20 protein-coding genes, 1 tRNA gene and 1 pseudogene are annotated in these 25,284 nt (G+C 63.0%); 11 read left to right on the top strand and 11 right to left on the bottom strand.

Features of this window, described 5'->3' with window-relative positions:
- Window positions 1-42 precede the first annotated feature (42 nt).
- The 7 genes from dnaJ to hrcA all read right to left on the bottom strand — a co-directional run bounded on the left by dnaJ (window position 43) and on the right by hrcA (window position 6,787).
- Window positions 43-1,170, bottom strand: a complete 1,128-nt coding sequence (gene dnaJ / locus C2U31_RS11250) for a molecular chaperone DnaJ (RefSeq protein ID WP_103272863.1) — start codon at window positions 1,168-1,170, stop codon at window positions 43-45.
- Window positions 1,171-1,279: 109 nt separating this feature from the next.
- Window positions 1,280-3,205: a molecular chaperone DnaK gene (gene dnaK, locus C2U31_RS11245; protein WP_103272862.1), complete on the bottom strand. Its 1,926-nt coding sequence runs from the start codon at window positions 3,203-3,205 to the stop codon at window positions 1,280-1,282.
- Between the two features lie 82 nt (window positions 3,206-3,287).
- Window positions 3,288-3,692 carry a thioredoxin family protein gene (locus C2U31_RS11240; RefSeq protein WP_103272861.1) on the bottom strand — a complete coding sequence of 135 codons (405 nt, stop codon included), beginning with the start codon at window positions 3,690-3,692 and terminating at the stop codon, window positions 3,288-3,290.
- A 21-nt stretch (window positions 3,693-3,713) separates the two neighbouring features.
- Window positions 3,714-4,271 carry a nucleotide exchange factor GrpE gene (gene grpE, locus C2U31_RS11235; protein ID WP_103272860.1) on the bottom strand — a complete coding sequence of 186 codons (558 nt, stop codon included), beginning with the start codon at window positions 4,269-4,271 and terminating at the stop codon, window positions 3,714-3,716.
- A 121-nt stretch (window positions 4,272-4,392) separates the two neighbouring features.
- Window positions 4,393-4,632, bottom strand: coding sequence for a hypothetical protein (locus C2U31_RS11230; protein ID WP_103272859.1), 240 nt, complete (start codon window positions 4,630-4,632; stop codon window positions 4,393-4,395).
- Between the two features lie 12 nt (window positions 4,633-4,644).
- Window positions 4,645-5,736 (bottom strand): ferrochelatase, encoded by a 1,092-nt coding sequence (hemH, locus tag C2U31_RS11225; protein WP_103272858.1) that lies wholly within the window; start codon window positions 5,734-5,736, stop codon window positions 4,645-4,647.
- 46 nt (window positions 5,737-5,782) lie between these two features.
- Window positions 5,783-6,787, bottom strand: coding sequence for a heat-inducible transcriptional repressor HrcA (gene hrcA, locus C2U31_RS11220; RefSeq protein ID WP_103272857.1), 1,005 nt, complete (start codon window positions 6,785-6,787; stop codon window positions 5,783-5,785).
- Between the two features lie 143 nt (window positions 6,788-6,930).
- On the opposite strand from hrcA, the gene C2U31_RS11215 reads away from it, so the two are divergent.
- Window positions 6,931-7,830, top strand: a complete 900-nt coding sequence (locus tag C2U31_RS11215; protein WP_103272856.1) for an NAD kinase — start codon at window positions 6,931-6,933, stop codon at window positions 7,828-7,830.
- Between the two features lie 12 nt (window positions 7,831-7,842).
- The gene (gene recN, locus C2U31_RS11210) at window positions 7,843-9,504 is read left to right on the top strand and encodes a DNA repair protein RecN (protein WP_103272855.1); all 1,662 of its coding nucleotides are present in this window, start codon (window positions 7,843-7,845) and stop codon (window positions 9,502-9,504) included.
- A 170-nt stretch (window positions 9,505-9,674) separates the two neighbouring features.
- On the opposite strand, the gene fur is transcribed toward recN, so the two are convergent.
- On the bottom strand, window positions 9,675-10,094 hold the full coding sequence (gene fur / locus C2U31_RS11205; RefSeq protein WP_103272854.1) for a ferric iron uptake transcriptional regulator: 420 nt from the start codon (window positions 10,092-10,094) through the stop codon (window positions 9,675-9,677).
- A 157-nt stretch (window positions 10,095-10,251) separates the two neighbouring features.
- On the opposite strand from fur, the gene C2U31_RS11200 reads away from it, so the two are divergent.
- Both C2U31_RS11200 and dapB read left to right on the top strand, forming a co-directional pair.
- On the top strand, window positions 10,252-10,788 hold the full coding sequence (locus C2U31_RS11200; RefSeq protein ID WP_103272853.1) for an outer membrane protein assembly factor BamE: 537 nt from the start codon (window positions 10,252-10,254) through the stop codon (window positions 10,786-10,788).
- 17 nt (window positions 10,789-10,805) lie between these two features.
- Window positions 10,806-11,597, top strand: coding sequence for a 4-hydroxy-tetrahydrodipicolinate reductase (gene dapB, locus C2U31_RS11195; protein WP_103272852.1), 792 nt, complete (start codon window positions 10,806-10,808; stop codon window positions 11,595-11,597).
- A gap of 131 nt (window positions 11,598-11,728) precedes the next feature.
- On the opposite strand, the gene murB is transcribed toward dapB, so the two are convergent.
- A complete protein-coding gene (murB, locus tag C2U31_RS11190; protein ID WP_103272851.1) occupies window positions 11,729-12,778 on the bottom strand; it encodes a UDP-N-acetylmuramate dehydrogenase in 1,050 nt (349 codons plus the stop codon).
- Window positions 12,779-13,068: 290 nt separating this feature from the next.
- Between murB and C2U31_RS11185 the strand changes: the two genes are divergently transcribed.
- Window positions 13,069-13,144 (top strand) — tRNA-Gly (locus C2U31_RS11185).
- Between the two features lie 223 nt (window positions 13,145-13,367).
- The gene (locus C2U31_RS11180) at window positions 13,368-15,302 is read left to right on the top strand and encodes an integrase arm-type DNA-binding domain-containing protein (protein WP_070414254.1); all 1,935 of its coding nucleotides are present in this window, start codon (window positions 13,368-13,370) and stop codon (window positions 15,300-15,302) included.
- Window positions 15,303-15,421: 119 nt separating this feature from the next.
- On the opposite strand, the gene C2U31_RS11175 is transcribed toward C2U31_RS11180, so the two are convergent.
- Window positions 15,422-17,833 carry a type I restriction enzyme HsdR N-terminal domain-containing protein gene (locus C2U31_RS11175; RefSeq protein ID WP_070414253.1) on the bottom strand — a complete coding sequence of 804 codons (2,412 nt, stop codon included), beginning with the start codon at window positions 17,831-17,833 and terminating at the stop codon, window positions 15,422-15,424.
- A gap of 275 nt (window positions 17,834-18,108) precedes the next feature.
- On the opposite strand from C2U31_RS11175, the gene C2U31_RS11170 reads away from it, so the two are divergent.
- Window positions 18,109-19,335 carry an RES family NAD+ phosphorylase gene (locus tag C2U31_RS11170; RefSeq protein ID WP_158658342.1) on the top strand — a complete coding sequence of 409 codons (1,227 nt, stop codon included), beginning with the start codon at window positions 18,109-18,111 and terminating at the stop codon, window positions 19,333-19,335.
- 25 nt (window positions 19,336-19,360) lie between these two features.
- Here C2U31_RS11170 and C2U31_RS11165 read toward each other — a convergent pair whose 3' ends face one another.
- Complete coding sequence (locus tag C2U31_RS11165) at window positions 19,361-20,266, bottom strand: LysR family transcriptional regulator (protein ID WP_103272850.1); 906 nt, start codon at window positions 20,264-20,266, stop codon at window positions 19,361-19,363.
- Between the two features lie 299 nt (window positions 20,267-20,565).
- On the opposite strand from C2U31_RS11165, the gene C2U31_RS11160 reads away from it, so the two are divergent.
- The 4 genes and pseudogenes from C2U31_RS11160 to C2U31_RS11145 all read left to right on the top strand — a co-directional run bounded on the left by C2U31_RS11160 (window position 20,566) and on the right by C2U31_RS11145 (window position 25,281).
- A complete protein-coding gene (locus tag C2U31_RS11160) occupies window positions 20,566-22,077 on the top strand; it encodes an MFS transporter (protein ID WP_233772731.1) in 1,512 nt (503 codons plus the stop codon).
- A gap of 15 nt (window positions 22,078-22,092) precedes the next feature.
- A complete protein-coding gene (locus tag C2U31_RS11155; RefSeq protein ID WP_103272849.1) occupies window positions 22,093-22,665 on the top strand; it encodes a TetR/AcrR family transcriptional regulator in 573 nt (190 codons plus the stop codon).
- Between the two features lie 128 nt (window positions 22,666-22,793).
- On the top strand, window positions 22,794-24,194 hold the full coding sequence (locus C2U31_RS11150) for an efflux transporter outer membrane subunit (protein WP_234452784.1): 1,401 nt from the start codon (window positions 22,794-22,796) through the stop codon (window positions 24,192-24,194).
- A gap of 9 nt (window positions 24,195-24,203) precedes the next feature.
- Window positions 24,204-25,281, top strand: a pseudogene (locus C2U31_RS11145) (HlyD family secretion protein).
- The last annotated feature ends 3 nt before the right edge of the window (window positions 25,282-25,284 follow it).

Raw genomic sequence — 25,284 nt, 5'->3', positions numbered from 1 at the left:
ATACGCAAGCCGGGGCGCCAGATTGGCGCCCTATCCGGCGATTCAGCTGAAGAATTCCTTCACCCGGTCGGTCCAGGACTTGCTTTGCGGCGAATGGCGGTCGCCGCCGTCGTTCAGCGAGGCCTCGAACTGGCGCAGGATGTTCTTCTGCTCGTCGCTCAGGCGCACCGGCGTCTCGACCACCACGTGGCAGTACAGGTCGCCCGGATAGCTGCCGCGCACGCCGCGGATGCCCTTGCCGCGCAGGCGGAAGGTCTTGCCCGACTGCGTGCCTTCGGGGATCGAGATCTCGGCCTTGCCGCCCAGCGTCGGCACTTGCAGCTCGCCGCCCAGCGCCGCCGTGGTGAACGGGATGGTCAGCTCGCAATGCAGGTCGTCGCCGTCGCGCTGGAAGATCTGGTGCTTCTTGATGTGGATTTCCACATACAGGTCGCCCGGAGGACCGCCATTGATGCCCGGCTCGCCATTGCCGCTGGAGCGGATGCGCATGCCGTCGTCGATGCCGGCCGGAATCTTGACCTGCAGGGTCTTGTTGCGGCGGATGCGGCCCACGCCATCGCAAGCCTGGCAGGGATCGGTGATTTCCTTGCCGTTGCCGTGGCAGGTCGGGCAGGTCTGCTGCACGCTGAAGAAACCCTGCTGCATGCGGACCGCGCCCGAGCCGCCGCAGGTGCGGCAGGTCTTGGGCGAGGTGCCGGGCTTGGCGCCCGAGCCCTTGCAGGTGTCGCAGTTTTCCCAGCTGGGCACGCGGATCTCGGTGTCAAAACCGGCCGCGGCCTGCTCCAGCGTGATTTCCAGCGCGTATTTCAGATCGGCGCCGCGGTAGACCTGCGGGCCGCCGCCGCGACGGCCGCCACCGCCGCCGCCGAAGATCTCGCCGAAGATGTCGCCGAACGCATCGGCGAAGCCGCCGCCCATGCCGCCGCCCATGCCCGCGGCATTGGGATCGACGCCGGCGTGGCCATAGCGGTCGTAGGCGGCGCGCTTCTGCTCGTCGCCCAGGACTTCATAGGCCTCTTTGGCTTCCTTGAATTTCTCTTCGGCTTCCTTGCTATCCGGATTGCGGTCCGGATGGTACTTCATGGCCAGCTTACGATAGGCCTTCTTCAGTTCGTCGTCCGAGGCGTTCTTCGCCACGCCCAGGACTTCGTAATAGTCACGTTTTGCCATGATCGGTGGGCCCGGAAGCGAGCCTTCTTTTCAGTGCTACAGAATGAGTCCGCCCGGTAGGCGGAAAATCCGGCTACCGGGCGGCGCTGGGCAGGTCAGAGCCTGGCCATCAGTGGTCGCGCTTGACTTCCTTGAAGTCGGCGTCGACGACATTGTCGTCCACCGGCTTCGCGTTGTCCGCGGCCTGTTGCTGGCCCGCGGCCTGCTGCGCCTGCATGTCGGCGTACATCTTCTCGCCGAGCTTCTGCGAGGCGGTCGACAGCGCTTCCACCTTGGCGTCGATCGCGGCCTTGTCGCCGTCCTTCAGCACGGCTTCCAGGTCCTTGATCGCGGCCTCGATGCTTTCCTTCTCGGCGGCCTCGAGCTTGTCGCCGTATTCGGTCAGCGACTTGCGGGTGGCGTGCACCAGCGCGTCGGCCTGGTTGCGCGATTGCGCCAGCTCTGCCACGCGGTGATCTTCCTCGGCATTGGCCTCGGCATCCTTGACCATGCGCTGGATCTCGTCTTCCGACAGGCCCGAGTTCGCCTTGATGGTGATCTTGTTTTCCTTGCCGGTGCCCTTGTCCTTGGCGGACACGTGCAGGATGCCGTTGGCGTCGATGTCGAACGTGACTTCGATCTGCGGCACGCCACGGGGCGACGGCGGGATGCCTTCGAGGTTGAACTCGCCCAGCGCCTTGTTGCCGGCGGCGATTTCGCGCTCGCCCTGGAACACCTTGATGGTCACGGCGGGCTGGTTGTCGTCGGCGGTCGAGAAGGTCTGCGAGAAGCGGGTCGGGATCGTCGTGTTCTTCTGGATCATCTTGGTCATCACGCCGCCCAGGGTTTCAATGCCCAGGGACAGGGGGGTGACGTCCAGCAGCAGCACGTCCTTGCGCTCGCCCGACAGCACGGAACCCTGGATGGCTGCGCCGGCGGCGACGGCCTCGTCGGGATTAACGTCCTTGCGCGGATCCTTGCCGAAGAATTCCTTGACCTTCTCCTGCACCTTGGGCATGCGGGTCATGCCGCCGACCAGGATCACGTCGTCGATGTCCGAGACCTTGACGCCGGCGTCCTTGATGGCCACGCGGCAGGGCTCGATGGTGCGCTCGATCAGTTCCTCGACCAGCGCTTCCAGCTTGGCGCGCGTGATCTTCAGGTTCAGGTGCTTCGGACCCGAGGCGTCGGCCGTGATGTACGGCAGGTTGATCTCGGTCTGCTGACTGGAGGACAGCTCGATCTTGGCCTTTTCGGCGGCTTCCTTCAGGCGCTGCAGGGCCAGCACGTCCTTGGACAGATCAACGCCCTGTTCCTTCTTGAACTCGGAGATGATGTAGTCGATGATGCGCTGGTCGAAGTCTTCGCCGCCCAGGAAGGTGTCGCCGTTGGTCGACAGCACTTCGAACTGCTTCTCGCCGTCCACGTCGGCGATTTCGATGATGGACACGTCGAACGTGCCGCCGCCCAGGTCATAGACGGCGATCTTGCGGTCGCCCTTCTCGTTCTTGTCCAGGCCGAAGGCCAGCGCGGCCGCGGTCGGCTCGTTGATGATGCGCTTGACTTCCAGGCCGGCGATGCGGCCGGCGTCCTTGGTGGCCTGGCGCTGGCTGTCGTTGAAGTACGCGGGCACGGTGATGACGGCCTCGGTCACTTCCTCGCCCAGGTAGTCCTCGGCGGTCTTCTTCATCTTGCGCAGCACGTCGGCCGACACTTGGGGAGGCGCCATCTTGTTGCCGCGCACTTCCACCCAGGCGTCGCCATTGTCGGCCTTGACGATGGCATAGGGCATCAGATTGATGTCCTTCTGCACCGCCTTTTCGTCGAACTTGCGGCCGATCAGGCGCTTGACCGCGTACAGCGTGTTCTTGGGGTTGGTCACCGCCTGGCGCTTGGCCGGGGCGCCGACCAGGGTTTCGCCGTCGTCCATGTAGGCGACGATGGAAGGCGTGGTGCGGGCGCCTTCGGCGTTTTCGATGATCTTGACCTGCCCACCGTCCATGACAGCCACGCAGCTGTTGGTCGTGCCCAGGTCGATGCCGATGATTTTGCTCATGGTGGGTTTACCTTGAATGTATATCTATGAAAATAGAGAAAATTTACTGTCCCCGCATAACTGGGGCCGCCGGCAGGGTTTTTCAAGACGTCCCGGCGGAATTTTCCGGAGGCGGCTCACGCAGCCGGCGGATCGCCGCCGTGAACTGGGGCAGGCCCGGCCAGCCGGTGATGCGTCCCAGCCGCTTGCCCGCCCGGTACAGCACGAAGGTGGGCACGCCATGCAGCGAAAAGCGCCGGCCCAGCGGCTCGTCGGCGTAGACGTCGGCCTCGAACCACCTCAGATCCAATTCCAGCAGCGCATCCCGGTGCAGCAGGGCGGTCTGCTTGAAGATATTGCAGTTGTAGCAGTCCTGCCCCCACAGGAACACGCAGCGCAGATCGTCGCCCGGCGCCTGGACCACGGCCGCGTCGAAACCGGCGGAATCGACACGGCGCATGCCGAAGGCCTCGAAAAAGCTGGCCGGGTCGAATTGGGGCGCGCTCATGGCGGGGGGGATCGTCCGGTTTCAGCCCTGGCCGGCGGACACCACCACCAATGCGGGCCGCAGCGTGCGGTCGGCAATGGCGTAGCCCTTCTGCAGCAGCTGCAACACGGTGTTGGCGGGCTGATCGGCCGGCACCGACGAAATCGCCTGGTGCAGGTGCGGATCGAACTTGTCGCCCTGGGCCGGCGCGATTTCCTTGAGCAGGTTGCGCTCGAAGGCGGCGGCCAGCTGCTTCAGGGTCACTTCCACGCCTTCGCGCAGGGTGTCCACGGTCTGTTCGGGCTGGGCCAGCGCGGCTTCCAGGCTGTCCTTGACCGGAACCAGGCTCTCGGCGAACGACTCGATGCCGAACTTGCGGGCCTTGGACACGTCTTCCTGGGCGCGACGGCGCACGTTCTCGGCTTCCGCGCGCACGCGCAGCAGCTGGTCATGCTGTTCATTGACGGTGGCCTGGGCGGCGTCCAGTTGGGCGCGCAGCTCGTTCAGCTCGGCCAGCAGGTCGTCCTGGGCGGCGGGGGCCGCGTCGGCGGCGGCGCCGTGCTCGGGCGTCTGGTCTGCGGGCTCGTGGGGTGCCGTCATGGGGAATCCTCCAAAAAGAATGGCTTTCGCAGACATGAATGGGGGCCAATACCCCTATTTCAAGCCCGGGATAGCGAAATATTCCCCGGCGGCGGAACCTTTGCGAAAAATCGGGGTCGCCCTACTTTTTTCTGTGCGGCTGGGCGGGCGCGGCCGGATCACTGGCGGGAAAGCTGTCCTTCAGCGCCCGGTCGACCCGGGCCTCATCCGTTTCCGGCTCGGGATGGACGGCGATGGGGTCGCTGGCGGGAAAGGTCTCGGCCAGCGCCTCGTCCAGCTCATGCTCGACCTGATCCTCGTCCACCGGGGTAGCCACCGTCCCCTTTTTCACGGTCTTGCCAGTCTTGGGATCATGATGCATGAGCCTGCTCCTTCAAGTCGGTGAGTGCGCGCCCCACCCTTGCAGATGCCTGGCCGTCAAGCCTGCCAGGCCGGCGATCCAGGCCGGATCGTCGTTCAGGGCGGGAATGTAGCGGAACTGCCTGCCGCCGGCCTCGAGGAAGGCATGGCGGCATTCCTGGCTGATTTCCTCCAGGGTTTCCAGACAGTCTGCCACAAAACCCGGGCACACCACGTCCACGTCCGTCACGCCGGCGGCGGCCAGCATCTTGAGCGTGGGCTCGGTATAGGGCTCCAGCCAGCGGGCCGCGCCGAAGCGGCTCTGGAAGGTGACTTCGATCTGCTCGCGCGGCAGCGACAGACGCTGCGACAGCAGCCGCGCCGTTTCCATGCAATCGCGGTAGTAGGGGTCGCCCAGCTCGATCGAGTAGCGCGGCAGGCCGTGGAAACTCATCACCAGCTTCTGCGGACGACCATGCTCGCGCCAATAGGATTCGATGCGGCCGGCCAGCGCGTCCAGGTAGAACGCGTCTTCATGAAAACGCTTGATGAAGCGCAGCTCCGGCTGGTCGCGCAGACGCCCCGCGTGGCGGGTCACGGCGTCCACCACCGTGGCGGTGGTGCTGGCGGCGTACTGCGGATAGAGCGGCACGGTCAGGATGCGCTCGCAGCCCTGCGCGCGCAGCCGGCCGATCGCGTCCGGGATCGACGGGTTGCCATAGCGCATGCCCAGTTCCACCGTCGCGTCCACGCCCGCCTCGCGCAGCGCCGCGGCCACGCCCTCGGCCTGGCGGCGGCTGTAGACCATCAGCGGCGAGCCGTCCTGCAGCCAGATGCCGGCGTAGCGCGGCGCCAGCTTCTTCGGGCGCAGGGTCAGCACCAGGCCATGCAATATCGGCTTCCACAGATAGCGCGGAATTTCGATCACGCGCGGGTCGGACAGGAATTCGCCCAGGTACTTGCGGATATCCCTGGCCGTGGGAGCGTCCGGGGTGCCCAGGTTCACCAGCAGCACGCCGACCTTGCCCGGCGCGCGCGGCGGCGGATCCTCGTTGAAGGGATCGTCCTGCTCCGGTTCGGGCAGGTAGCGTTCGGGCCACAGGTACTTGAACAGGCGAAGAAACACAAAAACTCCCCTTCCTCCGCGAGGAGGATGCAGCTTTGACTGGGAACTACTGGTTGTGGCTGAGCGCGTTGGACAGCAGGCGCGCCGTGATGTCCACGATGGGAATGACGCGCTCGTAGGCCATGCGGGTCGGGCCGATCACGCCCAGGGTGCCGACCACCTTGCCGTCGACCCCGTACGGCGCGGTGATGACGGACACCTCTTCCATCGGCACCAGCTGGGAATCGCCGCCGATGTAGATCTGCACGCCCTGCGCGCGGCTGGAGACGTCCAGCAGCTGCAGCAGGTCGGTCTTTTTCTCGAACAGCGCGAACATCTTGCGCAGCCGGTCCATGTCGGAGGCGATGTCGGTCACGTCCAGCAGCTTGCGCTCGCCGGAGATCACCACGGCATCGCCGTCCTCGGCCGCTTCGGCGCTGGCCTCGACCGCGGCCTGCATCAGGCGCGAGATGTCCTCGCGCAGCTGGGCGAGTTCGGTGGACAGCGTGCGGCGCACGGCGTCGAAGGACTTGCCGGCGAAATGGACATTGAAGAAGTTGCCGGCCTCCAGCAGCTCGGACTCGGCGTAGTCGCGCTGCACGAACAGGATGCGGTTCTGCACGTCGCCATCCGGCGTGACGATGATGAGCAGCACGCGCTTGTCGGACAGGCGGATGAATTCGATCTGGCGGAATATCTGGGCGCGCTTGGGCGTGAGCACCACCCCGGCGAACTGGGTCAGGTTGGACAGCAGCGCGGCGGCGGCATTGACGGCCCGGGTGGGCTCGGCCGCCGACAGCATCTCGCCCATGTTGCGCGGTTCCAGCTGGTACGACTGCACCGCCAGCAGGGAATCGACGAACATGCGATAGCCGCGCGGCGTCGGCACGCGCCCGGCCGAGGTGTGGGGCCTGTGGATCAGGCCCAGCTCTTCGAGGTCCGACATGACGTTGCGGATCGTGGCCGGGGAAAGATCGAAGACTTTGGATAGCGTCCGCGAACCCACGGGCTGCCCATCGGCGATATAGCGTTCGATCAACGCCTTCAGTAACGCGCGTGCACGGTCGTCCATGGCGGGTATTTTAGGGAATCTTTTCCAATTGAGGCGATTTTTGTCCCGCAAGCGTATATGCGGCCCCATATAATCGGCAAACTGGCCCATTCCGGGCAAGTGTCGCGTTTTCCAGCGTCGCCTTTTCTGATCCGCTCGCAGCCATGCACTTTCCCACCGTCGCCCTGATCGGCAGATACCAGGACACCGGCCTGGACGCACCGTTGCGGGCGCTCGCGCTCGCGCTCAGGCAGGCCGGTCGGCAGCTGCTGGTCGACGCCGACACGGCGCGCAACACCGGGCTCACCGAATTCCCCGCCGCCTCGCTCGAAGAGATCGGCCAGAACGCCTCGCTGGCGGTGGTCATGGGCGGCGACGGCACCGTGCTGGGCGCGGCGCGCCACCTGGCGCCCTTCGGCGTGCCGCTGGTCGGCATCAACCATGGGCGGCTGGGCTTCATCACCGACATCCCGCTGCAGGACTCGCAGGCCGCGCTGGCGCGCGTGCTGGAAGGCAGCTTCCAGATCGAGGAACGCATGCTGCTCGAGGGCAGCGCCTGGCGCGGCGAACAGCAGCTGTATTCGGCCACCGCGCTGAACGACGTGGTGCTCAACCGCGCCGGCCGCGGAGGCATGATCGAAGTCCGCGTCGAGCTGGACGGCGCGTTCATGTACACGCAGCGCGCCGATGGCCTGATCATCGCCACGCCCACCGGCTCGACCGCCTACGCGCTGTCCGCCAACGGCCCCATCCTGCATCCGGGCATGAACGCCATGGTGCTGGTGCCGGTGGCGCCGCAAACGCTGTCCAACCGCCCCATCGTCATTCCCGACAGCGGCGTGCTCAACATGACCCTGACCGCCATGGGGCGCGTGGGCGTGGGCGCCAGCGTGCACTTCGACATGCAGACCTGGTCCGACCTGCAACCCGGCGACCGCATCGTGGTGCAACGCTCGCGCCACAATGTCCGCTTCGTGCACCCCGAAGGCTACAGTTTCTTCTCCACCCTGCGCCGCAAGCTGCACTGGAACCTGATGCCGCAGGCCACCGACAACGTAGAGTAGTTAGCGCCCCCCATGCTGCGCACCCTGCATATCCGCGACTTCGTCATCGTCGAACAGACCGAGATCCATTTCGGCCCGGGCTTCACCGTGTTTTCCGGCGAGACCGGCGCGGGCAAGTCCATCCTCGTCGACGCCCTGGCCCTGGCGCTGGGCGAGCGCGGCGACGCCAGCGTGCTGCGCGAGGGCGCCGCGCGCGCCGACATCTCCGCCGTCTTCGATACCCCCGCGACGCTGCGTCCCTGGCTGGCCGAGCGCGAATTCGACGCTGACGAAGAACTCGCCCTGCGCCGCGTGATCGACGCCCAGGGACGCAGCCGCGCGTATATCAACGGCACGCCCGCCACCGTCGCGCAACTGCGCGAGCTGGGCGACAGCCTGGTCGACATCCACGGCCAGCACGCGCACCAGAGCCTGATGCGCCCGGACGCGCAGCGCGACCTGCTGGACGCACACGGCGGCCATGGCGAACTGCGCCAGGCCGTCGGCCAGGCCTGGAAGCTCTGGCGCACGCTGGCCCGCCAGCTCGAAGCCGCCGAAAAAGACGCCGCCGGCCTGGCCGCCGAACGCGAACGCCTGCAATGGCAGGTGGAAGAACTCGACAGCCTGGACCTGGGCCAGGACGAATGGGACGCGCTGCAGTCCGAACATACGCGGCTGGCGCACGCACAATCGCTGCTGGACGGCGCCGGCCAGATCCTGGAAGCGCTGGACGGCGACGGCGACTCGGCCCATCACCGGCTCAACTCGGCCGGCCAACGGCTGCAGCAGATGCTGCGCCACGATCCCGGCTTGCAGGGCGTGGTCGATGAGATCGAATCGGCCCGCATCGCCGTCAGCGAAGCCGTGTCCGACCTGAACAACTATGTCAGCCGCGTCGATCTGGATCCGCAGCGGCTGGCCGACGTCGAGGCCCGCCTGAGCGCGGTGTTCGAGACGGCGCGCAAGTTCCGCGTCGAACCCGACGGGCTTTGCGGCCTGCGCGAAGACCTGCACACGCAGCTGTCCGCCCTGCAGGCGGCCGCCGACATCGACAGCCTGCGCGAACAGACCCAGGCCGCCCAATCACGTTACGACGCCGCCGCGGCCAAGCTCGGCACGGCCCGGCGCAAGGTCGCCAAGGATCTCGGCAAGCTGGTCACCCAGGCCATGCAGACGCTGGCCATGCAGGGGGGCCGCTTCGAGCCGACGCTGTCACCCGCGACGCCGTCCGCGCACGGCAACGAACAGGTCGAATTCCTGGTGGCCGGCCATGCCGGCACCTCGCCGCGCCCGCTGGCCAAGGTGGCCTCGGGCGGCGAGCTGTCGCGCATCTCGCTGGCCCTGTCGGTCATCGCCAGCCGCGCGGCGCGCGTGCCCACGCTGATCTTCGACGAAGTCGACAGCGGCGTCGGCGGCGCGGTGGCCGAAGTGGTCGGCAAGCTGCTGCGCGAATTGGGCGAGCGGCATCAGGTGCTGTGCGTGACCCACCTGCCCCAGGTCGCTGCCTGCGCCAACAGCCAGTTCCTGGTCAGCAAGGCGGAATCGCGCGGCACCACCCGGTCCAGCATCGAGGCGCTGGACGACGCGGCCCGCGTCGAGGAAATCGCCCGCATGCTGGGCGGCATCAAGCTCACCGCCACCACCCGCGAACACGCGCGCGAAATGCTGGAAGGCGCGGTCCAGGCCACGCGCTGACCCAGAAGACCGGTCGCCACGGGCGCCCGTCGCTCGGCGCCCCGCGCTGATGATAAAAAAAGCCCCTTTCATGGAAAGGGGCTTTTGATTTCACCGACCCGCGACGAGCGCGGCGCGAGTCGGGGGGAATCAGGCTTGCTGCGTCCGGACGCGGATCCCGGACACGGGGATCAACGCCCCTTCAGGCAGCTGCCGCAGATGCCGTACAGCACCATGGCGTGGCTTTCCAGCGCGAAGCCGTTGTCCTTGGCGACCTTCTGCTGACGCTTCTCGATGTCCGGATCCGAGAATTCCACGACCTTGCCGCAGTTGGTGCAGATCAGGTGGTCGTGATGGTCGCCGTCGTTCAGCTCGAACACGGCCTTGCCGCTGTCGAACTGGCTACGGGCCAGGATGCCGGCTTGCTCGAACTGGGTCAGCACGCGGTAGACGGTGGCCAGGCCGATCTCGACGTTCTCGCCGATCAGGGCGCGGTACACGTCTTCGGCGCTGAGGTGCCGTTGGTCGGATTTGCGAAAAATATCAAGAATCTTCAGGCGCGGGAACGTCGCCTTCAGCCCCATGTTTTTCAGTTCGCTTTGGTCGGTCATGGTGTAATCGCTCTCCGTCCGCGTTGGCATGGGCAAGGATCAGGGGAAAACCGCAAGCGGGCCGCCCGGAATTCATGCCGCCCCGCGGAACTATCCTTATGAAACCTTTATGATAACGGTTTTGTCTGCTTCCAAATAATAGGGGCGCGTAGTGTCCATGATTGCACGAATTCCCTCCCGTTCGCTGAAGACCGGCTTGGCCGTCGCCGCCCTGGCCTTCGCCCTCGCGGGCTGCTCGTCCGGCAAATGGGGTTTCCCGTACAAGGCGGGCGTCCAGCAAGGTAACTGGATCACCCAGGAACAAGTGGCCCTGCTGCAGCCCGGCATGTCCCGCGAGCAGGTGCGCTTCGCGCTGGGCAGCCCCACGCTGACCAGCGTGCTGCACGCCGACCGTTGGGACTACCCGTACTACTTCAAGCCCGGCTACGGCGACGCCCAGGAGCGCAAGTTCACGGTCTGGTTCGAGAACGACCGGCTGGTGCGCTGGGAAGGCGACAAGCAACCCGAGCTGCAGCCCTACCAGATCAACACGCCCAGCGCCCAGGGTGACGAAAAGGCCGAGAAGCGTCTGAACGAAGACGAAGCCCGCCTGAAGGAAGAGCAGGACGCCAAGAAGCGCGACAGCGCGGCCCCGGTCGACCCCGCCACCCAATACCCCGGCCAGCCGGGCAACGCGCCCGAGCCGCTGCGCTGACACCAAGGAATTCCCACATGCGTATTGCAATCGCAGGCGCCAGCGGCCGCATGGGCCAGATGCTGATCGAAGCCGTGCTCGCCGCCGACGGCCTGGAACTGGCGGTGGCGCTGGACCGCAAGGACTCGGCCTCGCTGGGCCAGGACGCCGGCGCCCCGCTGGGCAAGCAGACCGGCGTCGCCATCACCGACAACCTGGACGCGCTGTCCGGCGCCGACTGCCTGATCGACTTCACCCGTCCCGAGGGCACGCTGGAGCATCTGCAGGCCTGCGTGCGCCATGGCGTGAAAGCCGTCATCGGCACCACCGGCTTCGACGAGGCCGGCCGCGCCGCCATCGAGGTCGCCGCCCAGAAGACCGCCATCGTCTTCGCGCCCAACATGAGCGTGGGCGTGAACGCCACGCTCAAGCTGCTGGACATGGCCGCCCGCATCCTGAATTCGGGCTATGACGTCGAAGTGTTCGAGGCCCATCACCGCAACAAGGTCGACGCGCCCTCGGGCACCGCGCTGAAGATGGGCGAGACCATCGCCTCGGCCTGGGACGTGGCGCTGCCGGACGTCGCCACCTGGAGCCGCCACGGCGACACCGGCGTGCGCAAGCCCGGCACCATCGGCTTCTCGGTGCTGCGCGGCGGCGACATCGTGGGCGACCACACCGTGTCGTTCTGCGGCATCGGCGAACGCATCGAGATCACGCATCGTTCTTCCAGCCGCGTCACTTACGCGCAGGGCGCGCTGCGCGCCGCGAGCTTCCTGGAAGACAAGCACAACGGGCTGTACGACATGCAGTCGGTGCTGGGTCTCTAAGCGCGATCCGCCCATGCCGCCGCTGGCGGCATGGCGTCGGCCGACCGGCATGGCCGGCGCATGAAAAAGGCTCCCACGGGAGCCTTTTGCTTTTTCATGACCGCCACCGAGCATGCGCGATGCCGGTGCGCTCAGACCCGCACCGGCTCGGGCTCCAGCGCCACGCCATAACGCTCGGCCACCGCTTCCTGGATCGCCCCCGCCAGCGCCATGATGTCGGCCGCCGTGGCGCCGCCCCGGTTCACCAGCACCAGCGCCTGGCGGTCGTGCACGCCAGCCGCGCCCAGGCTGCGCCCCTTCCAGCCGCACTGGTCGATCAACCAGCCGGCGGCCAGCTTGTAGCCGCCATCGGGCTGCGCGTAGGAAACCAGGCCGGGAAAGCGCGCCAGCAGTTCGTCGCGCCGCGCCGCGGACACGATGGGGTTCTTGAAGAAGCTGCCGGCGTTCCCGGTCACGGCCGGATCGGGCAGCTTGGCGCGGCGGATCTCGCAGACCGCGTCGAAGATATCCCTGGCCGTCGGCGACGCCGTCCGCGACAGGCGTTCGTGGCGCTGCAGATCCGGATACGCCAGCACCGGCCGCCACGGCCGGGGCAAGACGAAGCGCACGCTGACGATGACCCAGCGGCCCGGCGCGTCGTGCTTGAAACGACTGTCCCGGTAAGAAAAACAGCAATCCGCCGCGGACATGTCCACCATGCGCGCCTGTTGCACATCCCAGGCCGTCAGGCTGTGAAAGCGCTGGTCCAGCTCGACGCCATAGGCGCCGATGTTCTGCACCGGCGACGCCCCCACCGTGCCCGGGATCAGCGCCAGGTTTTCCAGCCCGTCCCAGCCCTGCTCGACGCAGGCCGACACGAAGCCATGCCAGTTCTCGCCGCCCGCCGCCTCGATCAGCCAGGCATCGGCGCGCGCCTCAAGCAGCCGGACACCCTGGAAGCGCACCCGCGCCACCAGTCCCGGCACGGTCTCGGGCAGCACCACATTGCTGCCGCCGCCCAGCACCAGCAGCGGCGCGCGCTCGCGAGCCAGGGCCGACAGGGCCGGCAATTGCGACGGCTGATCCAGCGTCACGCAGGCCCCGGCGCGGGACGCCAGGCCCAGGGTGTTGAGGCCGGAAAGATCCTGGGCGACCGGGAACAGCGTGGTTTTCGCGTCAGGCATGACAGGGGAATTTGACATGGGTGCTGCGGGGTTGCTATAGTTTCTGTCTTCGCTCATATTACTTGATTGAGTTTTTCGGTTTTTCTGCCAGTTGTCTAAATCAACGAGACAACAAGAAAAGCAAATCCGGCGGAAGAAAAAACCGCTGGCAAGACAAGCTCAAAAAAATCATGTAAGATGCGCGCCTTCTGATCGATAACCAAGTTGATCAGCGCGACAGCCGACAGGATCACGATTCTTCGGCACGCAATAAAAAATGCGGTTTTCGCAAGCCGTTGGCGCAAGCCAGCCGCCCAGAGGAAACCAATGCGGGAGTAGCTCAGTTGGTAGAGCGCAACCTTGCCAAGGTTGAGGTCGCGAGTTCGAGACTCGTCTCCCGCTCCAATTTACGATCTACAGACATCCACTGACGTCTGTAAGTTGTTGAAAACAGGGGCTTCGGCCCCTTTTTTCATTCCAGGGCCGTCCACCGAAATCCACCGACAGCCAGCGTTTTTAAGGCCAGAATTGAGGCCAAAGAATGCGGGTGGATCCGGAACCGGATTGTTGCTGGGCCAGGAGTGGAGCCGTGACGAGCATTGAGCCTAAGTCTCAACTTAGGAGCTCGATGATGGCACTCTCTGATCTGATCGTCCGCCAGGCCAAGACCGCTGGCAAACTCTACAACCTCCCCGATCTTGATGGCCTCGGCCTGGTGGTCTCACCGGTCGGCGGCAAGTCGTGGCACTTCCGCTACTACTGGCTCGGCAAGCAAAAGCGCATCTCACTGGGGAACTATCCCGAGATCGGCTTGCGCGATGCCCGCATCCTGCGCGACGAAGCCAGGGCCCTGCTGGCCAAGGGCATCAACCCTCACACCGATCGCAAGCAAAAGCGGCACGCCATCCAGCTCGCCGCGGAGCACACCTTCAAGGCAGTTTTCGACGCCTGGGTGGAGCATCGCCGCAAGGAACTGAAGGAAGGTCGTCAGAGCACGCTTTCGCAGATCCTGCGTATCTTTGATCGCGATGTGCTGCCCAGCCTTGGCAAGATGTCGATCTTTGACATCCGGCGGCCTCAGCTTCTGGGGGTCTTGGCAAAGATCGAGGAACGCAAGGCTTTCACTACAGCGGAGAAGGTTCGGACGTGGTTCCGGCAGATGTTCCGCTATGCCTTGGTGATCGCCGAAGGAATGGAGGTCAATCCGGCCTCGGATCTTGACGTGGTTGCGGCCCCCAAGCCCCCGACGGCCCATAACCCCTACCTGCGTCTGCATGAACTGCCCGAGATGCTCCTGAAGCTGCGCGACTACCGTCGGCGGGGCCTGCAGACGCAGTTGGGCATCCGCCTTCTGTTTCTGACAGGCGTGCGCACCGGCGAGCTGCGCCTGGCGACTCCCGACCAGTTCGACCTGGATCGTGGCCTGTGGATCATCCCACCCGAGTTCGTCAAGCAATTGCAGGACGAGATGCGCAAGGCTGGCAAGCGGCCCCAGGACGTCCCGCCCTATGTCGTTCCGCTGTCCCTGCAGGCCATTGAGGTGGTGCGCTATCTCCTTGGCGAAATGAAGCCGGCCCAGCGCCATCTCCTTGCGCATCGCAGTGAGCTGAAGAAGCGCATCAGCGAAAACACGCTCAACAGCGCGCTGCGCCGGATGGGTTATGAAGACCAACTGACCGGCCATGGCATCCGTGGCACGTTGTCGACGGCGCTCAACGAGGTCGGTTATCCCAAGATTTGGGTGGACGCCCAGTTGTCCCATTCCGATCCGAACAAGGTCAGCTCTGCATACAACCATGCCAAGTACGTGGAGCCACGGCGTCGGATGATGCAGGACTGGGCCGACCGCCTGGATCTCCTGGAGCAGGGGCAAGTGGAGGCTGCGAGTGCGCACCTGACGATCCATATCGAAGGCGTGCCGGCAATGGCTGACGACGAGAAACTGGCCGAGGCAGCGATTGCTGCGGCAATGGGCGGTGTGCCATCCGCAGGTGGCGTGCCCATCGTTGTCAGCTCGGGGAGTCAGGGCGTTGCATTCCAGCGCCTATCTCCTGTGCCCATCGTGCCGGCCCCGGTGGCGCAGGAGCCGGAGGTGTCGGAGATCCAGCGCGAGCGAGAGGAGATGTTGGCGATCTACGAGGCGCCGAGCAGTTTGCCCGTGCCGCTGTTCGCCAAGCTGGCGGGCAAGTCCAAGGATCAGGTCAACCGCGAATTGAAGGCGGGCAAGCTGTTGTCCATCAGCATTGGCAACCGCGGACAGCGCGTGCCCGACTGGCAGTTGGTGCCGCTCAAGCTCAAGCTTGCGCAGGTGATGCTGAAGCACGCCTCTCACGATGAATCATGGGCGCTGTATCACCTGCTGACGAAACCTCAGCCCGGGCTGGACGATCGCGCAGCCATCGACGTGGTGACGCCGGCCAACCTGGACAAGGTCGTGCAGGCGTTGCTGATTGCAGCACAACCGGCACCGGAGGGTCTCAATGACTCGCCTGAGTTCCCGGATCCGGTTCGCGAAAGCGTGAGGCGTCTCGTGGGCAGTGCAGCCGTGCTCGAGACTGTGTAGGGTTGTGGTGAGCGAGGGGCGAAAACGCAGCGTTGCCCCTCGCCCAGCAATCTTCAATACGTAAGCCATCTTCTCAATCTGCTGGGCTATGCGCCTTTGCGAAAGTTGACCAAGCGGGGTCAGTTTTGCTGCCATGGTTCTCCGGCATCATCAAGGGCTTCACCTAGTTTGGGAAGAATCACGGCGCTGAGTTGGGACTTCGCCCATTCGCTTCTGGTGTGCGTCTCGAAAGCCGCCAGTACCCCGAGTGCCGTATGCACCCGGGAGAGCAAGGCCACTGAGCCCGAGCCGGCCGCTGTCGCTAACCAGGCATCCGCCTGGTCCTCGGCAGCGGAGAGATAGTCGAGGATGCCAAGGGTGACTGGCTCTATGACACCCGCCTCCGGATGCACGATCGATACCCCGCCGGCCATGTCCATGGTTGGGAGCATCCGCAGCGTTTGCGGCCCCCGATTGCCGCGCAGAGGCACAGGACAGGTCCCGATCTGCAGTAGCAGGTTCGGGGCTTCTCTTCTTGCCCCATGCTCGCCCATTACCTCGAAAGGCGTGCACGCCACATGCGACAGGATCAGCCAGGGGTGAATGTTCTTGTAGGTGACCTGTTCCTCGTCACCGAGGTCTATCTCGTGCTGCTCCCCATCGATGATCACGAAGCCCTTGCCATCGGGCTGGAACTTGATGTCTACCATGGTGCCGTTGGGTAGCACCATCGCGTAGTGGCCGCCCGCGTCGAGTACCTCGCGTTCGGGAGGAATCTCCACCAGGGCACTGATGAGGCCGACAGGCAGCCCATTTAGACGCTTGGCGGCATCGACAATGGCCTGCGCTGCCACCACCTCGCCAAGAGGAAGATTGCTTGCAGCGCCGGCGATCCAGGCAGCAGTTTCATGCAGATCCTCATTTAAGCGCTTCACGATCTCATCAGCCAGCGCGTATGCCATCTCGCTGGCCAGTAGCTCCGGCAGCCGGACCAGGATCGTCGCACCCGCGATGTCATGCATGCCAGGACGCACGAATCCATGGTCGATCAGCCATTGCAGGTCGTTGGGCTCAAGGTCTGTCTTGAGCGCATCGCGGCGGATGATTCCCAATTCAAGTTGCTGGAGCACGATCTCGGGTGGCCGCGATTGGTCCTGCGCATCGGCAATCATCGAGCGCGCCAGGCCCCTGAACATGCGACGTAGCTCGTGGTCGTGCGCGAAACGCTTGCGAACGAGCTCCAGCAACCGCGGCCCGAGCAACGAGGGCAGTGAAAGCGCTTGCGTTTCGGGCTTGCCTTTGAGCGCTGCATGACCAGAGCCACTGATCGCTCGCAGCACCCACGGCTCTCGATACTCAGGGGCCATGTCGGCGCCTGTCATCAGGTACAGACGGCGCTGTCCCAGCAAGGACCGAGCAAGCTTGAATTCGGTGTCGCGCAGGTGTCCCACGCTTACCACCTTGGATCGGCGTCCCAATGGGGAAAGAGAACGATGGTTTGGCGCCTTGAACACGCTCTGCGCGACTGCATCGTCCATCGCTACCACCACCGAGAGGGAGGGGCCGAACGCGCTGGAAGTGAGGTCTTCGAGCTCGCGCACAGATGCCGCGTCGACGGCACCCAAACCATCAAACGCCAGGACCAGTCGCACGCCATCGTGGTGTGACACACGAATCAGCCAGTCACGCGCTTCTTGAGGCGACACGGGCCAGCTCAGCGATCGTGAGATGGCGTCGGCCAGCGTTTGGAGCGCACCACCGCCAACACCGGCCTCGACGTACAGAGTGGCGAGGGTCTCGCTTCGCTCTGTTCGCGCACAGAGCTCGCGAAGCACGTTGCTCTTGCCGGCGAGAGGAGGCCCCTCCAGTACAAGCAGCTTCTCGCCCGCGACCAGGTGTCGCCACAGCTGATGGGTGGCAGCACGTGGAGCAAGGAAGTCAGCGGCGAACGGCAGCGCGGGTTCGTCCAAGGACGCCGTGAGCTCTGTGATCGTCTCGGCTGACACGAGGCGGACTGCCTGCATCCACACATTCGGTGTGGTCCCCATCAGGGTCTCAATGGCATGTCGGATATCGGCACCGGCGACGCGGCTTGCCTGTGTGACGAGATCATGGAACGCGTCTTCTGTCGCAGTTGCTGGGTGCCAAGGATTCCCCGTGAAGGTTTCCAAGATTCTGACGTCAACGCCATTCGTGACGACCACCAGTGGTGCCGGAGGCTGGACCAGTCGGGCATATGACAGCCCTTGCGCGCCATCGTCATCAGTCAGCTTGATGCCGGGTCTCTTCAACTCTATGATGGCCAGGGGCTTGTCGTCTTTCTCCAGCAGGATGTCGAGCCGAGCCTCGGCGCGAGACTTCGCTGCATCGACCTCCAGGGTCTGCCGTCCGAATTTGAAAGTGAATTTGATCTGATGCTTGATGGCGCCGTCGGGCATCCAGGGAAATGCCACTTTGATCGCCGCGCGGACGCGTGCCTCCAGATCGGCTTCCGTCTCTTCAGTTGTCGCTCGTTTGCTTGGCATATTGCTCCCTTGTGCGCGCGGATTCATTTCCCATATTAGCCCGTTCAACCAACTCCAGAGGCTGGCCGCCGCCGCCGCATCGCTACCTGGCAAGTGTCGAAGTTCTCCGAGGTTGGCGAGCGCATGTCATAGTTCTGTTAATTGATGGAATTGACAAACTGCTTTGGGGCTTCCGTATGGGTTTTATATGTGCTGATTGTGTTGGCGAGACTTATCTGCAGCGACTGGTGCTGGACTCCGCGACATCTGAGAATTCTTGCGAGTACTGCGATGGTGATGCGCCTGCAGCAGACCTTTGGGAGATGGCTCAACTCTGCGGGGAAGTCATCGATACGTTTTTTGAGGAATCCAGCCACACCATGGCGGTTATCCACTTCGGCCGAACGCCGGCCGGGAATGACCTGCAGACCACGGTTTCGGAGCTGACCGGCATTCCTCAGGAGGCAGTCGAGGTGGTCGTCGAACATCTCGGCACTCTATGGTACGACGCTAACTCGGGAGAGTCTCGCTACGGCGATGATGACCCCTGGTTTGTCCTCAGGTCTTCGATGGCGGAGCCGCTCGGGCACGCCTGGCGCGAGATGGAAGACAGTCTGCGCTCTGACGTACGCTACTTCAATCCTAAGGCGCTGACGTTGCTCGGCACGATCTTCGGCGAGCTCATCAATGATCGAGACAAAGAGGGCCAGCCGGTCGTTATCGATGCGGGACCAGATACATCATTGAAGACGCTCTACAGGGGGCGAGTGTTCCAAACTGACGATGCGCTTGTGGCCGCGCTTCGTTGGCCTGAGCGCTTTCTGGGGTCACCTGCAGCAGGCCTTGGCGCTGCTGGCCGAATGAACGGGCAGGGCCAGCCTGCGTTCTACGGCGCCACGGATCCTGATATTTGCATTGCCGAGGTACGCCCGCCAGTCGGTAGCCGGATTGCTATGGCGGCATTCGAGGTGATTCGCCCGTTGCGCCTATTGGATCTTCGGCGACTGGCTAACGTTGAGCTGCCACCCGGTACAAGCCTCTTCGATCCGGCAACACTTGCTGCAGCGCAGAGACGCGACTTTCTGAGAACGTTGGGCGAGCGCCTGTCGGCGCCTGTGGTCCCCGAACAGCAAGATCGAGACTATCTCGTGACGCAAGCCGTTGCTGACTATCTTGCTGCCCATCGCAACTTGGCTGTCGACGGCATCATCTATCCATCGGCACAAAGCCGTCAGCCGGATGAGCCGCCGGCAGGCGATAACGTCGTGTTGTTCCGCAAAGCTTGCGATGTGACCCTCTCTGATGGCGAGGGCGCGACGGCCCAAGTCGCGCTATGGGAGTACGAGGAGGAAGGGCCCGGACGCTGGTTTCGTCCCTCGATCCATTTCATGGACCGGAACGCATCGTGGCATGGGCACCATGCGGTACATCCGGCGCTATCGTTGAGGCGGGATTCGATTGTTATTCATGACATTTCTGCCGTGCGTTACTACAGCAAGCCGCATCCCGTGGAAAGTGTCACTTCACTCAATGACCGACATTATGGATGATAGGGTTTTGGCAAATCGAACTGTTTTAGCAGTCGCTAAGATCATCGCCCAACTCCCTAAGTGCGCGGTCGACGAATCCCGTCAGGCTCTCTGGCGTGTCCTTACGCATCTTTCGAAGTAGGAATGTTGTCAGCATTGGGCTTTGCATGGATATTGGGCGTGTGACGACGTCGGAGCATTTGCAAGCGTCCGATTGAGGGGTAGTCACAAACCCAACACCATATCCGGCAGCTACCAATGTCATGAGCATACTCAAGGATGTTGCTTGCTCTACAAAAGTGGGCTGAACGCTGGATCCACGCAGTAAGTTTTCGATGCTATGGAAATAGCCTTCACACACCTCCGGGTGGCACCCTACTAATGGGTATCGAAGTAGTTCCTCAAGTGGCACTCTTGCGTACGCAAGTAATGGATGTCGTCTAGGTATGGCCAGCACGAGCCTTTCTTGCCATAGAGGCACTGAAACGATGTCGTCCACGGCGCTGCTCATGCGAGAAAAACCAATATCAAAGGTGCCATCACGAAGTCCACGCAATTGCTCCGCTAGCGTCACCTCTGATATTCGCACCGAAATCTCAGGTTGCTCCTCTCTTAGATTTGCAAGAAATGCTGCAAGTCTCGGCTGGGTAAGTCCGTCGCAAATCGCAAGGTGATAAGAGTTAGCCTGCCCTGCCGCGGCAGCTTTTGCCTCTTCAATCGCATTTTCCAGCGCGAGGAAGACCCGCCTCGCTTCTCGCTGGAATGCCTCTCCAGCTGGCGTCAGATGCGTCCCTCGCCGGTTGCGTTCAAACAAGCGTGCACCAACGTGCTCCTCAAGCTCCTTGATGGTTCTGGACAGCGGGGACTGCTCGATGTGAAGCCTCGCTGCAGCCCTGCAAAAGTGCAGTTCTTCGGCCAATGCCATGAAGCAACGCAAATGTCGTAGTTCCATTCGTCTCCATTGAGCCCTTTTGGGCTTGATGAGCATGACCGTGCTTCCCGCTAGGCGGGGCTCGCCGTCTGCAGGGTCGCTCCGTGTCAGGCCTGTGTACTTGCGCTGCCCCCTTCGCAACCAAACATGTGTCAGGCGCCGCACAGTCAGGGGGCTCCACGAGTGGTGGAGCAACAAGCAGCACTCGGCACATGATTTATGCTTGTAACTATACAGGATGTAATGTACAGTCTCAACCTGCATGGACCGTAGATGCCTCGAAAAGGGTGCTGCGTCGGCTCAATCCGGAATGCAGATAAATGGAAATGGCAACCCTCTCAGCATCAAAACGATGGCTCCTACTGGTCACAGTTGCGACGGGCCTGCTGCTGGTCACGGTCGACTATTCGGTGCTGTACACCGCGCTGCCGATCCTCACGCGTGAGCTGCATGCATCGCCGACGGAGGGCTTGTGGATCATCAATGCCTATCCGTTGGTCATGGCAGGGTTGCTGTTGGGGGCCGGAACCCTTGGTGATCGGCTTGGCCATCGGCGGATGTTCCTTGTGGGGCTGGTCATTTTTGGCATCGCGTCGATAGCTGCCGCCTTCGCCCCAAGCTCTACCGTCTTGATCGGTGCCCGCGCTGTCTTGGCTGTAGGTGCGGCGGCAATGATGCCGGCCACGCTGGCGCTGATCCGTATCACCTTTGCCGACGAGCGAGAGCGCAACATTGCGATTTCCATCTGGGGCTGCATTGCCATCGTCGGTGCTGCACTAGGTCCGATCATTGGTGGGCTCCTTCTGGCGCGGTTTTGGTGGGGGTCGGTCTTCCTCATCAATGTCCCGGTGGTTGTACTGGCCATCATCGGAACGGTGATCTTTGCGCCGTCAGGCTCGATTGAGAGAGGCAAGCCTTGGGATCTGTTTTCCTCGGTTCTCGCGCTAGTCGCCCTGTCGGCGCTGACCCTAGGGATCAAGCATCTTGCGCAGGCGCATCCTGATTGGCTTTGGGGTGGCCTTGCTTGGCTGGTTGCAGTTGCCGCAGGGTTCGTTTTCGTTCGTCGGCAAGCTCAATTGCCTCATCCGCTGCTCGACTTCTCAATCTTCCGCAATCCAGCGTTCTCCGCGGGGGTCATCGCTGCGGCGATGACTATGTTCTCGGTGGGAGGTACCCAGTTGGCCACCACCCAGTATTTCCAGTTGGTCGCCGGCTTTACCCCTTTGCAGGCTGGCTTGCTTGTGTCTGTAGTCGTGCTCGGCACAATTCCGACAGCGCTGATGGGCGGAGCATTTCTGCACAAACTTGGCTTGCGAATGCTGATTTCCGGCGGCTTGGCCATTGCGGCCCTAGGGGCGGTCGCCACATCTGCAGGTCTTCACTATGGAATCGGTTGGCTTGTGGCCGGCATGGTTTTGAATGGTGCTGGGCTCGGTCTCGTGATGGCCGTGGCGTCCGCCGCTATCGTCGGCAACGCCCCTCCCGAGCGAGCTGGCATGGCCTCGTCAGTCGAAGAGGTTTCGTACGAGTTCGGCGGTCTCATCGCTGTGGCGCTGCTCGGTAGCCTATTGGGAATGCTGTACTCCACGGGCGTGGAGCTTCCGCCAGGTACGCCTGACATCGCTGCTTCGGGCGTCGCGCAGGCTTTTGAGCTCGCCACGCAAGGGGGGCACACGGATCAAACGATTATTGAAGCCGCTTCATCGGCATTTGCAAATGCCTACGTCGTGGTGCTCTGGGTTGTTGGGGCAATACTGGGTATTGGCGCAGTCGTCGCACGCCACATGCTGCGTACGTATGGGCCGGGCTCATCTGCGTCCTCAATTCATTAATGGAGTTTTCGGTATATGCGCTCAAGCAATCGTACAAAGATCCTCGACGCGGCAATTCGTGTCGTCAGTCGAGAAGGAATCACTGCTCTCACCTATGAGTCAATCTCCGTCGAAGCCGGTCTGACCCACGGTGGAATGTTGTATCACTTCCCTTCGCGTGAAGCATTGCTGTTGGGGCTTCACGAATATGTTTCCCAGCAATGGGAAAGCGCTCTGGAGGCCGCGGCCGGAAAAACTGCAGAGGAGGCGACGGCGCAGGAGCGTTTCGCTGCATATGTGAAGGTGGCCACCCAAATGAGTGCCACTCGCGTAGAGCTGCAGTTCATGCTTGAAGGCTCCACCAGTCCTGAGCTGGCGGCCCCTTGGACGGGCGTCATTTCTCGGTGGGCACCAGGCTTTGTCGGCGAGACACCGGATCATGATGCGATGCACTGGATTGTTCGCTTAGCCGCCGACGGTCTTTGGGCATATGAGTCAATCACGAACCAAACCATCCCTGCGGAGTTGCGTGAACGTATCAGCACGCAGCTGTTGAGCATGCTCCCTGGAGCGTCCGTCGCCGACAAAGACGAGAAGGGCTCCGTATGACTTACAAGCCTGGCGATCAAGGCGCTAGTACGCCACGCCTATGCGCCTCTCGGAGGTCTCCAGGCGCAACGCCTCTCGGCAGTGTTGCCGCTGGGGTTTTGATCAGTTTGCTTGCCGGCTGCACCTCGATGGCCCCGCCGGATGCGACTCCGCCGTTGCCTGTTCCCAATGCGTGGCTGGACGTCAGCACGCGAACAGGTAGCGAAGGCCGACAAGCAACTGAGCTTGCTTGGGAGCAGTATTTTGCCGACCCACTTCTGCGCCAACTTATTGCAACAGCGCTGGAAAACAACAAGGATCTGCGCTCCGCGGTGCTACGTGTCGAAGAAGCTCGTGCAGCTTTCCGCATCCAGCGCTCCGAGAGTTTCCCAGGGGTAGGTGTTGGAGGGAAAGCAGCACGGTCAAGAGTCCCGGCAGACCTCAACCCACCAGGTGTGCCTCAGGTGGGCGGGGAGTACCGAGCTGAGGTGGGCCTCAGCAGTTGGGAGCTTGATCTCTGGGGGCGAATCCGTAGCCTTAATCGGTCAGCGCTGGAAAGCTGGTTGGCCACGGATGCTGCGCATCAAGCTGTACGGATCGCCTTGATCACGCAAGTCGCAGATGGCTATCTAGGGCTGCGAGAACTGGACGATCGCGTCGCGATCGCCCAGCAAACAGTCGCCAGTCGCCAAGAGTCCTATCGCATTTTCGAACGCCGATATCAGGTTGGATCGACCTCCAAACTCGCTCTTACCCAAGTTCAGACGCTTCTGAACCAGGCCAAATCTCTGCAGGTGCAGCTCGCCAAGCAGCGGGCGAATCAATACCACGCCCTGGCGCAACTGCTTGGCAGCGGTACCGACCTCCAGTGGTCGGCAAAACAAATGCCTGAGCCTGCGGACTTCGTTGAGTTGACGCCCGGGCTTCCGTCGGAGTTGCTGGTGAGCCGCCCGGATGTTCTTTCAGCCGAACATCGCTTGCGTGCGGCGAATGCCAACATCGGTGCAGCGCGTGCCGCCTTCTTTCCTCGTATTGCCTTGACCGGCACCTGGGGCACTGCAAGCTCGCAGCTCAACGACCTGTTCGAGTCAGGTAGTCGAGCGTGGACATTCGTACCCACAGTTTCCCTGCCCATCTTCGACGGTGGACAAAGGCGGGCCAGTCTCGAGTTGTCCGAAGTCCGGCGTGACATGGCGATCACCAGCTATGAGCAGACTGTTCAGACAGCGTTCCGAGAAGTGGCTGATGCGCTATCCGATCAACTATGGCTCGCCGAGGAGCTGAGTGTTGCGCGCACCTCTTTGGATGTTCAGCAGGAACGTGCGCGCCTTGCACAACTGCTCTACGACAACGGCTCTGCAGCCTATCTGGAAGTGTTGGACGCACAGCGCGACCTACTTGACTCCCAGCAGTCACTCATCCAGGTACGTCGCTCGTTCCTATCCAGTCAGGTGGCGTTGTACGCCGCGCTTGGTGGTGGAGCAGATCTTGAATCTCGCTCCATGCCCGTACATCCCGCACGGGCAGAGACACCTTCCTCCATTCGGTGAATAACGCACATGAATATGTCTATTTCCATGAAAAACAAAGTTTTACCTGCCGTGCTGATAGCAGGCGCGCTTCTAGCTGGCTGGTGGTACTGGTCATCGCAGTCTGGCGATGCATATGGCGAAGGATTCGTCAGCGGCAACGGAAGAATCGAAGCGATTCAAACGGATATTTCCACAAAGCTCGGGGGACGCATCGAGCAGGTGTTGGTGCGCGAGGGGCACGTGGTCAAAGCGGGTGAACCGCTGGCACGGATGCAAGTGGACATCCTGCAGGCGCAGCGCGCAGAAGCCGACGCGGGGCGCCAGAGAGCTGAGCACGCTGTCAGCTCGGCAGAAGCCCAAGTGGCATTGAACAAGAGCAACTTGGTCGCTGCGCAAGCTGTGGTTGCACAGCGAGAAGCTGAACTGGACGCGGCACGTCGCCGCGTCGCTCGGTCAGAGATCTTGTCGAAAGAAGGCGCCTCGTCAGTTCAGGAGTTGGATGACAACAGAGCGGCTGTACGTGGTGCTCAAGCAGCTGTGGCGGCTAGCGTCGCGCAGGTATCGGCCGCGCAGGCCGCGGTCAAAGCGAGTGAGGCGGATGTGGTGGGCGCTCGATCCGCCGTTGTTGCAGCACTCGCCACGGTCACCCGCATTGATGCCGACATCAACGACAGCGAGCTGCGCGCTCCCCGAGACGGTCGCGTGCAGTTTCGCGTTGCCGAACCGGGTGAAGTACTAAGCCCTGGCGGGACGGTGCTGAACATCAGACCTGTCCGATGTTTACATGACCTTCTTTCTTCCAGAGAAAGCGGCCGGGCGTATCGAACTTGGCAGCGAAGTTCGTATTGTCCTGGATTCAGCACCTGACAATCCGATCAAGGCAACTGTCTCCTTTGTTGCCAGCAATGCTCAATTCACGCCCAAATCCGTAGAAACCGCCAGCGAACGCCAGAAACTGATGTTTCGGGTGCGCGCTCAGGTTTCTGAAGATTTCTTGCGTCGCCATGCCAAGGAGGTCAAGGCAGGCGTGCCAGGCGTTGCTTGGGTAAAACTCGATGCCGAGTCTTCTTGGCCCACTCCACTTGCCATTCGCGCGCAGGAGTGACCA

The sequence above is a fragment of the Achromobacter sp. AONIH1 genome (assembly GCF_002902905.1).
Taxonomy (GTDB): domain Bacteria; phylum Pseudomonadota; class Gammaproteobacteria; order Burkholderiales; family Burkholderiaceae_B; genus Achromobacter.
This window is presented reverse-complemented; position numbering and strand designations above follow the sequence as displayed.